The following is a 7,843-nucleotide window of genomic DNA, read 5'->3' on the forward strand; positions in this document are numbered from 1 at the left end:
GACCGCCGCGGAGGGGTGTTGATCCTGGGCGCGTTATGACTGTGAGTCATAAATATGACTCACAGTCATACGGCTCATCTCGACGTTGCCTCCGACGCTGCGACACGCCCACCGCCTCGCGGCTCGGGGCATACCGGGCGCGAATGCGGGTAACGCGCGGCGGGAGGTGGCCCGAATGGTCGCTTTGGCACAGACTCCGCCCTCGGCCGACCGGCTGCGGTTGATCGACGAATCCCTCGCGCAGGCGTGGGCGGACCAGGCCCGGCACGACGACCGGCTGCGTGCTCTGGCGGTCGAGGTGCGGTTCGACCGGGGGGTCGCCCATCTCACCGGGGAGGTGGCCGAGCCGGCCGAGCTGCGGCTGGTACGGGACCTGGTGGGACGGCTGGCCGGCGTCTACGGCGTCTGGTGCCGGGTCGGCGTCGGCGGGCGGGCACCGGTGGTGGTGGACCTCGGTTGCGGTCCGACCAAGCAGTGGTCGGGCAACCTGGGGCTGGACATCTACCCGGCGCCGGGGGTGGACGCGGTCGCGGATCTGTCCGGCTCGCTGCCGCTCGCCGACGATTCGGTGGACGTCCTCTTCGCGGTGCACATCCTGGAGCACCTGATCGACTTCCTGCCGCTGGTGGACGAGTGCCATCGGGTCCTCCGTCCGGGTGGCATGCTGCACGTGATGAGCCCCTGGTGGGGGCACGTGAACGCGGTTGCCGACCCGACTCACGTCCGGCTGATGGATGTGCAGACGTTCAAGGGGATCTGCCAGCTCCGCCCGCCGGGCACCCCGCGGTGGTACCCGCTGCACGCGGGCTGCGACGGCGCCTCGATCTTCGCCGATCTGACCCCCCTCCCCCCAGAGGCCGACCCGGCACCCCGACCCCACCTGGCCCGCTTCTTCGACTAGGGCCTGGTGGACTCGCGGATCTCCAGGCGGTACGGGGCGGAGAGCTCCTTTGCCGGGGCGGCGCGGTCGCCGTCCAGGCGGTGGGCCAGGAGTTCGACGGCCAGTTGGGCGATCCGCTCCTTGTCCGGGGCGACCGTGCTCAGTGTCGGGATCGAGAACCGGCCGTCCTCGATGTCGTCGAAGCCGACCACCGCCACGTCCTCGGGCACCCGCAGGCCGGCCTCGTGCAGGGCGCGCAGGGCGCCCAGGGCGAGCGTGTCGTTGAAGCAGAAGACGGCGTCGGGGCGTACCCCCGCGGTGAGCAGGCCGCGCATCGCGGCCGCGCCGTCGGCGCGGTGCCAGGCCGGCGCGGGCGCCACGAGGGCTTCGTCGTAGGCCAGCCCGGCGGCGCGCAGCGCCTCGGCGTAGCCGGCCAGGCGCAGGCGGGCGCTGGCGCCCTCGTCGGTGCGCTGCGAGCCGATCGCCGCGATCCGGCGGCGGCCGAGCTGGATCAGGTGGTCGGTGATCTCGCGGGCGGCGGTCACGTTGTCGATCACCACGCGATCGGCGGGGCCGTGGTCGACCCGCTCGCCGAGCAGCACCATCGGGGTGCCGTCCAGACCGGCCAGGTCCTCGGCGGTGAGCGCCAGCGGACTGAAGATCAGCCCGTCGATCAGGTGGTCGGTGATGCCGGAGGCGACCACCCGTTCCTGCTCGCGCCGGCCGCCGGTCTGGTCGATGAGCACCGTCCAGCCGTAGTCGGCGGCGGCGGTGACCACGTAGCGGGCGAGTTCCGCGAAGTACGGGATGTCCAGTTCCGGCACCGCCAGGGCGATCACCCCGGTACGTCCCTTGCGCAGGTGGCGGGCGGAGAGGTTGGGCCGGTAGTTGAGTTCGGCGATGGCCTCCTCGACCCGGGCGCGGGTGTCCGGACGTACGTGCACGTAGCCGTTCACCACGTTGGAGACGGTCTTCACCGAGACGCCCGCCCGTTCGGCCACGTCCTTGAGCCTGTTTCGCACGCCGCAACCTCCCCGATGCAACCCAGCGCACCATACCTCGTCATCAGCTCTTTACAACGTTGACTACAACGTTGTAGAAACGAGGGACGCCGGGTGGGCGGTGACTGCGGTCACCCGGTTCCGGCACTGAGGAAAGGTGGCATCCCTTGCGGACCGCGCAGCTCACGATCGACCCGGCCTTCTCGATCGGGCCGGCCGACCGACGTCTCTTCGGCTCGTTCGTCGAGCACATGGGGCGGTGCGTCTACGGCGGCATCTACGAGCCCGGCCACCCCAACGCCGACTCCCGCGGCCTGCGCCGCGACGTGCTGGACCTGACCCGCGAGCTGGGCGTCTCGGTGGTCCGCTACCCGGGCGGCAACTTCGTCTCCGGCTACCGCTGGGAGGACGGCGTCGGCCCGGTCGGGAACCGGCCGCGCCGGCTCGACCTGGCGTGGAAGACGATCGAGACCAACGCGTTCGGGCTGGACGAGTTCATGACCTGGGCCGCCGAGGCCGGTGTCGAGCCGATGATGGCGGTCAACCTGGGCACCCGGGGCGTCCAGGAGGCGCTCGACCTGCTGGAGTACGCCAACCACCCGGGCGGCACCGAGCTGTCCGACCTGCGCCGCAAGCACGGCGCGGAGGACCCGTACGGCGTGCAGCTGTGGTGCCTGGGCAACGAGATGGACGGCCCGTGGCAGGTCGGCCACAAGACCGCCGACGAGTACGGGCGGCTGGCCGCCGAGGCGGCCCGCGCGATGAAGATGATCGACCCGTCGATCAGCCTGGTCGCCTGCGGCAGCTCCAACCGGCGGATGCCCACGTTCGCCGCGTGGGAGGCGACCGTGCTGGAGCACACCTACGAGCACGTCGACTACATCTCGGCGCACACCTACTACGACCCGTCCGACGGCGACCAGGCCAGCATCCTGGCGTCGGCCGTTGACATGGACAACTTCATCACCGAGGTCGTCGCGACGGCCGACCACGTGGCCGCCAAGCGGCGGCAGAAGCGCAAGCTGAAGATCTCGTTCGACGAGTGGAACGTCTGGTACGAGTCCCGCCTCCAGGCCGACCTGGACCGGCGTGGCTGGGTCGAGGCGCCCGCGCTGATCGAGGACGACTTCACGGCGGTGGACGCGGTGGTGGTCGGCGACCTGCTGATCACCCTGCTCCGGCACGCCGACCGGGTCGGGGTCGCCGCCCAGGCCCAGTTGGCCAACGTGATCGCGCCGATCCGCACCCGCAACGGCGGCCCGGCCTGGCGGCAGAGCATCTTCCACCCGTTCGCGCTGACCGCCCGGTACGCCCGGGGCACCGTGCTGCGCACCGAGCCGGTGTCGCCGCGCTACGACACGAAGAAGTACGGGGACGTGCCGGTGCTCGACACGGTCGCCGTGCACGACGAGGAGACCGGCGAGCTGACCATCTTCGCGACGAACCGTGACACGACGGACCTCGCATTGGACATCGACCTGCGCGGCCTGCCGGGACTATCCGGTCTTTCTTTCCAGAGCATCGCTGCCGGGTCCGACCCGTCGGCGACGAACACCGAGGCCGAGCCCGACCGGGTGACGCCGCGGGAACTGCCCACCCCCACCCCCGACGGCGGCCGGTGCACCGTGCGCCTGCCCGCCGTGTCGTGGAGCGTGCTGCGCTTCGGCCCGACCGGCGTCTGAAGTCGTAACGGTTCTGCGCAGGCACAATTCATCCCGTCCCCCTCCAAGGAGAGATACAGCATGATCCAGAACGACATGAGCCGGCGGCGCCTGCTCGGCCTCGGTCTCGGAATCGGTGCCGCGGCCTCGCTGACCCTCGCTGGCTGCGGCGGCGACGACAGCACCTCCGGGCCGGCCGCCGGTAACGGCGGCAAGGAGTACACCGGCCCGAAGGTCGACCTGAAGCTGTGGAACGGGTTCACCGGCGGCGACGGCGACATCTTCAAGGCGCTGGTCAACCAGTTCAACACCGAGCACAAGAACATCGCGGTGTCGGTGGCCACGTACCAGTGGGAGGACTACTACAACAAGCTCCCCGGTGCGGCCTCCAGCGGCAACGGCCCGGACATCGCGGTCATGCACATGGACCAGCTCGCCACCTTCGCCGCTCGTGGCGTGATCACCGAGCTGGACGACGTGGCCAAGAACCTGGAGCTCTCCGAGGGCGACTTCGCCCCGACCGTCTGGAAGGGCGGGATCTACAACAACAAGCGGTACGGCATCCCGCTGGACATGCACCCGCTGGGCTTCTACTACAACAAGGCCGTCATGCAGAAGGCCGGCCTCGACCCGAACAAGCCGCCGACGACGAAGGACGACTACACGGCGGCCCTGGTCGAGCTGAAGAAGGCCGGTGTGCAGGGCTTCTGGGTCAGCCCGTTCCAGTTCACCGGCGGCATGACGTTCTACTCGCTGCTCAACCAGTGGGGCGCCACCCTCTTCGACGCCGAGGTGGCCAAGGCGACGTTCAACTCCGACCCGGCGGTCGAGGCGTGCACCTGGCTGGTCGACGTGATCAAGCAGGGCTACTCGCCGGCCAACGTCGGACAGGACGCCGACTACCTGGCGTTCAAGAGCGGCAAGAACGCCTTCACCTGGAACGGCATCTGGCCGATCAACGACCTCAAGAAGAGCCCCGAGGTCCAGTGGGGTGTCGCCCCGCTCCCCCAGATCGGCAGCAAGCCGTCGGCCTGGGCCAACTCGCACAACTTCACGATCGTGAAGCAGCGGGCCAACGACGCCAACAAGGTCTCCGGGGCGAAGGTCTTCATCAACTGGCTGAGTCAGCACTCGCTGGACTGGGCCAAGGGCGGGCAGATCCCGGCCCGCAAGGAGGTCCGTAAGGGCGCCGAGTTCAAGGCGCTGCCGGAGATCTCGTCGCTCGCTCCCGAGCTGGAGTACGCGGCCTTCCCGCCGGCGGCCCCGGGTCTGGGCGAGGTCATGACGACCTTCTACAACTCGTTCAACGAGGCCGCGCTGGGCAAGAAGTCGCCCAAGCAGGCGCTCGACGACGGGGTGTCCAAGGCCAACAAGCAGCTTGAGGACAACCGCAAGAAGTACGGGAGCTGATCACCCGTGGCGGACGTGATCGAGGTCGGGGCGGCGCGCGGTGACGCGCCGCCCCCGGCGGCCACCGCAGCCCGCCGGGGCGCCTCGGCGCGCCGGACCGGACGGGCGACGCCATACCTGTTCCTCGCCCCGTACCTGGTCCTGTTCGGGGTCTTCGGCCTGCTGCCGATCATCCTCGGCCTCTGGCTGAGCGTGCACCAGTGGGACTTCCAGCTCCCCAACCGACCCTTCGTCGGATTCGACAACTACAAGCAGCTGTTCTCCAGCGACTCCGCCGTCTACGGCGACTGGTGGCAGAGCGTCCGGGCCACCGCGATCTTCACGGTGCTGTCGGTGCCGCTGCTGGTGGTCGTACCCCTCGGGCTGGCGCTGCTGTTGAACCGCTCCTTCCCGGGCCGCACCTTCTTCCGGGCGATCTACTTCGCCCCGTACGTGCTGGGCGTGGCGGTGATCGGCCTGCTCTGGCGGTTCCTGCTCGACGCCAACCTGGGCCTGGTCAACCGGCTCCTCGGAGTCGTCGGGTTGCCGTCGGACACCCCGTGGGTGACCAACATGCCGTGGGCGTGGATCTCCCTGGTCGGGGTGACCGTCTGGTGGACCTCCGGCTTCAACGCGGTGATCTACCTGGCCGGTCTGCAGGACATCTCGCCGGAGCTGTACGAGGCGGCCCGGATGGACGGCGCCAACGCGTGGCAGCGGTTCCGCAACGTCACCCTCCCCGGGCTGCGGCCGGTGCTGCTCTTCGTGATCACCACGACGGTGCTCGCCTCGGCGAACATGTTCGGCCAGTCGTTCCTGATCACCCAGGGGACGCCCGGCACGGAGACCCGCACTGTGGTGTGGTTCATCGTCGAGGAGGGCCTGCGGAACAACAACGCTGGTCGCGCCGCCGCGATGAGCATCGTGTTCGCCCTGCTGCTGGCAGTCGTGAGCATCGCCAACTTCCGCCTCTTCCGCTACAAGGAAGACTGAGGGGACCGCCATGACGACGCCCACGCCGACCACCGACGGCACCGCACCGGGGCTACGCCGGGTCGGGCTCTACGCCACCCTGGTCGCCCTGGCCCTGATCTTCCTGGTACCGCTGGTGTGGATGGTCATCACCTCACTGAAGACCTACACCGCCGCCCAGCAGATCCCGCCGAGCTGGCTGCCGAACCCGCTGGCCGGGTACGGCTACGAGCAGATCCTCAACAACTCGGCGAACCCGGTGCTGCGCTGGTTCCTCAACAGCATGATGGCCGCCACGCTGCACTCCCTGCTGGTGCTGGTGACCGCGTCGATGGCCGCGTACTCCCTGGCCCGGCTGCGGTTCCGCGGACGCGGGGTGACCTTCGCGTTGATCGTCGGGACGCTGTTCATCCCGCCGACCTCGCTGATCATCCCGAACTTCCTGATCGTCGACCAGCTCAACTGGATCGACACCCTCGCCGTGGTGGTGGTGCCCGGCGCGGCCAGCGCGTTCGGGGTGTTCTTCCTGCGGCAGTTCTTCCTCTCGCTGCCGGACGAGCTGGAGGAGGCCGCCACCCTCGACGGCGCCAACCAGTGGCAGATCTTCTTCAAGGTGGTGCTGCCGCTGTCCAAGCCGGCGCTGGCCACCCTGGCCGTGCTGTCGTTCCTGACCAACTGGAACGACTTCCTGTGGCCGATCTTCGTGCTGTTCAGCCCGGAGAAGTTGACGCTGCCTCCGGGCCTGGGCCTGCTCCAGGGCTCGTACGTCACCGACTACCCGGTGATCATGGCGGGCGCGGTGCTGGCCAGCCTGCCGGTGCTGATCCTCTTCGTGCTCGCGCAGCGGCACATCATCCAGGGCGTCTCCCGCAGCGGCCTCAAGGGATGACGCGGGCAACCGCCCGTCGACGCGGCGCGGCGGCGATCACCCTCGCCGCCGCGCTGCTCGTCACGGGCTGTTCCGACGGCGACGAACCCACCTACACGAGCAACGGGAGCGGCACCAGGATGTTCACCAACCCCGTCGTCAGCACCGACGCCCCGGACCCGCAGGCGATCCAGGTGGGCGACACCTGGTACCTGTTCCACACCAACTCGCAGGGCCGCAACGTCCCGGTGCGCACCTCGACGAACCTGGTCGACTGGACCGAGGCGCAGGACGCCCTGCCGACGCTGCCGGACTGGGCGGACCCCGGCAAGACCTGGGCGCCGGAGGCGATCGAGCTGGCACCGGAGAAGTTCCTGCTCTACTACACCGTCACGGGCCGCCAGGCCGGTCGGCAGTGCGTCGGGCGGGCGGTGGCCAGCGCGCCGCAGGGCCCGTACTCCGACGACTCGGCCGGGCCGCTGATCTGCCAGGCCGACCTGGGCGGGGCGATCGACGCCAGCCCGTACCAGGACACCGACGGCAGCCTCTGGCTGCTGTGGAAGAACGACGGCAACGCCATCGGGGTGGACACCTGGCTCTGGTCGCAGCGCCTCGCCGACGACGGCCTGACCCTCGTCGGTGAGCCGACGAAGCTGCTCAAGCAGACCGAGCCGTGGGAGGGCACCCTGATCGAGGGGCCGTTCTTCCACCGCCAGGACGGCCGGCTGCTGCTGTTCTTCGCCGCCAACGCCTATGACCGGGCCGAGTACGCGGAGGGCTACGCGGTCTGCGAGAGCCCGAGCGGGCCGTGCGTGAAGGCCGCCGAGAACCCGATCCTGAAGAGCAACGAGGCCGCCTCCGGCCCGGGCCACGCCTCGATGGTGGTCAAGGACGGCCGCACCTGGCTGCTGTACCACGCCTGGCCTCCGGGCCAGGAGGGCAGCACCGACCCCGGTCGTCAGGTGTGGCTCGACGAGGTGACCTGGGTCGACGGCAAGCCGGTCGTCAAGGGTCCGACGGCCACGCCGCAGACCCGCCCCTGACCTGGTCAGACGGAAGGGCCCCCGGATCG

The 7,843-nt window shown here is 69.7% G+C and carries 7 protein-coding genes; 6 read left to right on the plus strand and 1 reads right to left on the minus strand.

From position 1 onward, the window contains the following. Positions 1-175: 175 nt before the first annotated feature. Entirely contained in the window at positions 176-901 is a 726-nt protein-coding gene (locus AB0J68_RS21980) for a methyltransferase domain-containing protein (protein ID WP_363940275.1), read from the plus strand. On the opposite strand, the gene AB0J68_RS21985 is transcribed toward AB0J68_RS21980, so the two are convergent. Then, complete coding sequence (locus AB0J68_RS21985; RefSeq protein WP_363940277.1) at positions 898-1,902, minus strand: LacI family DNA-binding transcriptional regulator; 1,005 nt, start codon at positions 1,900-1,902, stop codon at positions 898-900. The two genes, AB0J68_RS21980 and AB0J68_RS21985, sit on opposite strands and share 4 nt — an antisense overlap. A gap of 146 nt (positions 1,903-2,048) precedes the next feature. On the opposite strand from AB0J68_RS21985, the gene AB0J68_RS21990 reads away from it, so the two are divergent. From AB0J68_RS21990 to AB0J68_RS22010, 5 genes are read left to right on the plus strand one after another with little or no spacing between them, the layout of a single operon-like run. Further along, the gene (locus tag AB0J68_RS21990; protein ID WP_363940279.1) at positions 2,049-3,563 is read left to right on the plus strand and encodes an alpha-N-arabinofuranosidase; all 1,515 of its coding nucleotides are present in this window, start codon (positions 2,049-2,051) and stop codon (positions 3,561-3,563) included. A gap of 60 nt (positions 3,564-3,623) precedes the next feature. Then, positions 3,624-4,952, plus strand: a complete 1,329-nt coding sequence (locus tag AB0J68_RS21995) for an ABC transporter substrate-binding protein (protein WP_363940281.1) — start codon at positions 3,624-3,626, stop codon at positions 4,950-4,952. A gap of 6 nt (positions 4,953-4,958) precedes the next feature. After that, positions 4,959-5,924: a sugar ABC transporter permease gene (locus AB0J68_RS22000; RefSeq protein WP_363940283.1), complete on the plus strand. Its 966-nt coding sequence runs from the start codon at positions 4,959-4,961 to the stop codon at positions 5,922-5,924. Positions 5,925-5,934: 10 nt separating this feature from the next. Then, positions 5,935-6,792: a carbohydrate ABC transporter permease gene (locus tag AB0J68_RS22005; RefSeq protein ID WP_363940285.1), complete on the plus strand. Its 858-nt coding sequence runs from the start codon at positions 5,935-5,937 to the stop codon at positions 6,790-6,792. Next, complete coding sequence (locus tag AB0J68_RS22010) at positions 6,789-7,814, plus strand: glycoside hydrolase family 43 protein (RefSeq protein WP_363940287.1); 1,026 nt, start codon at positions 6,789-6,791, stop codon at positions 7,812-7,814. Before AB0J68_RS22005 ends, AB0J68_RS22010 begins: the two co-directional genes overlap by 4 nt. Positions 7,815-7,843: the final 29 nt, after the last annotated feature.

The organism is Micromonospora sp. NPDC049580 (assembly GCF_040675595.1).
GTDB lineage: Bacteria > Actinomycetota > Actinomycetes > Mycobacteriales > Micromonosporaceae > Micromonospora.

Excerpts from the sequence above, each read along its gene's own strand:
- AB0J68_RS21980 (WP_363940275.1), top strand. The coding sequence starts at position 176 with ATGGTCGCTTTGGCACAGACTCCGCCCTCGGCCGACCGGCTGCGGTTG.
- AB0J68_RS21995 (WP_363940281.1), top strand. The coding sequence starts at position 3,624 with ATGATCCAGAACGACATGAGCCGGCGGCGCCTGCTCGGCCTCGGTCTC.
- AB0J68_RS22005 (WP_363940285.1), top strand. The coding sequence starts at position 5,935 with ATGACGACGCCCACGCCGACCACCGACGGCACCGCACCGGGGCTACGC.
- AB0J68_RS22010 (WP_363940287.1), top strand. The coding sequence starts at position 6,789 with ATGACGCGGGCAACCGCCCGTCGACGCGGCGCGGCGGCGATCACCCTC.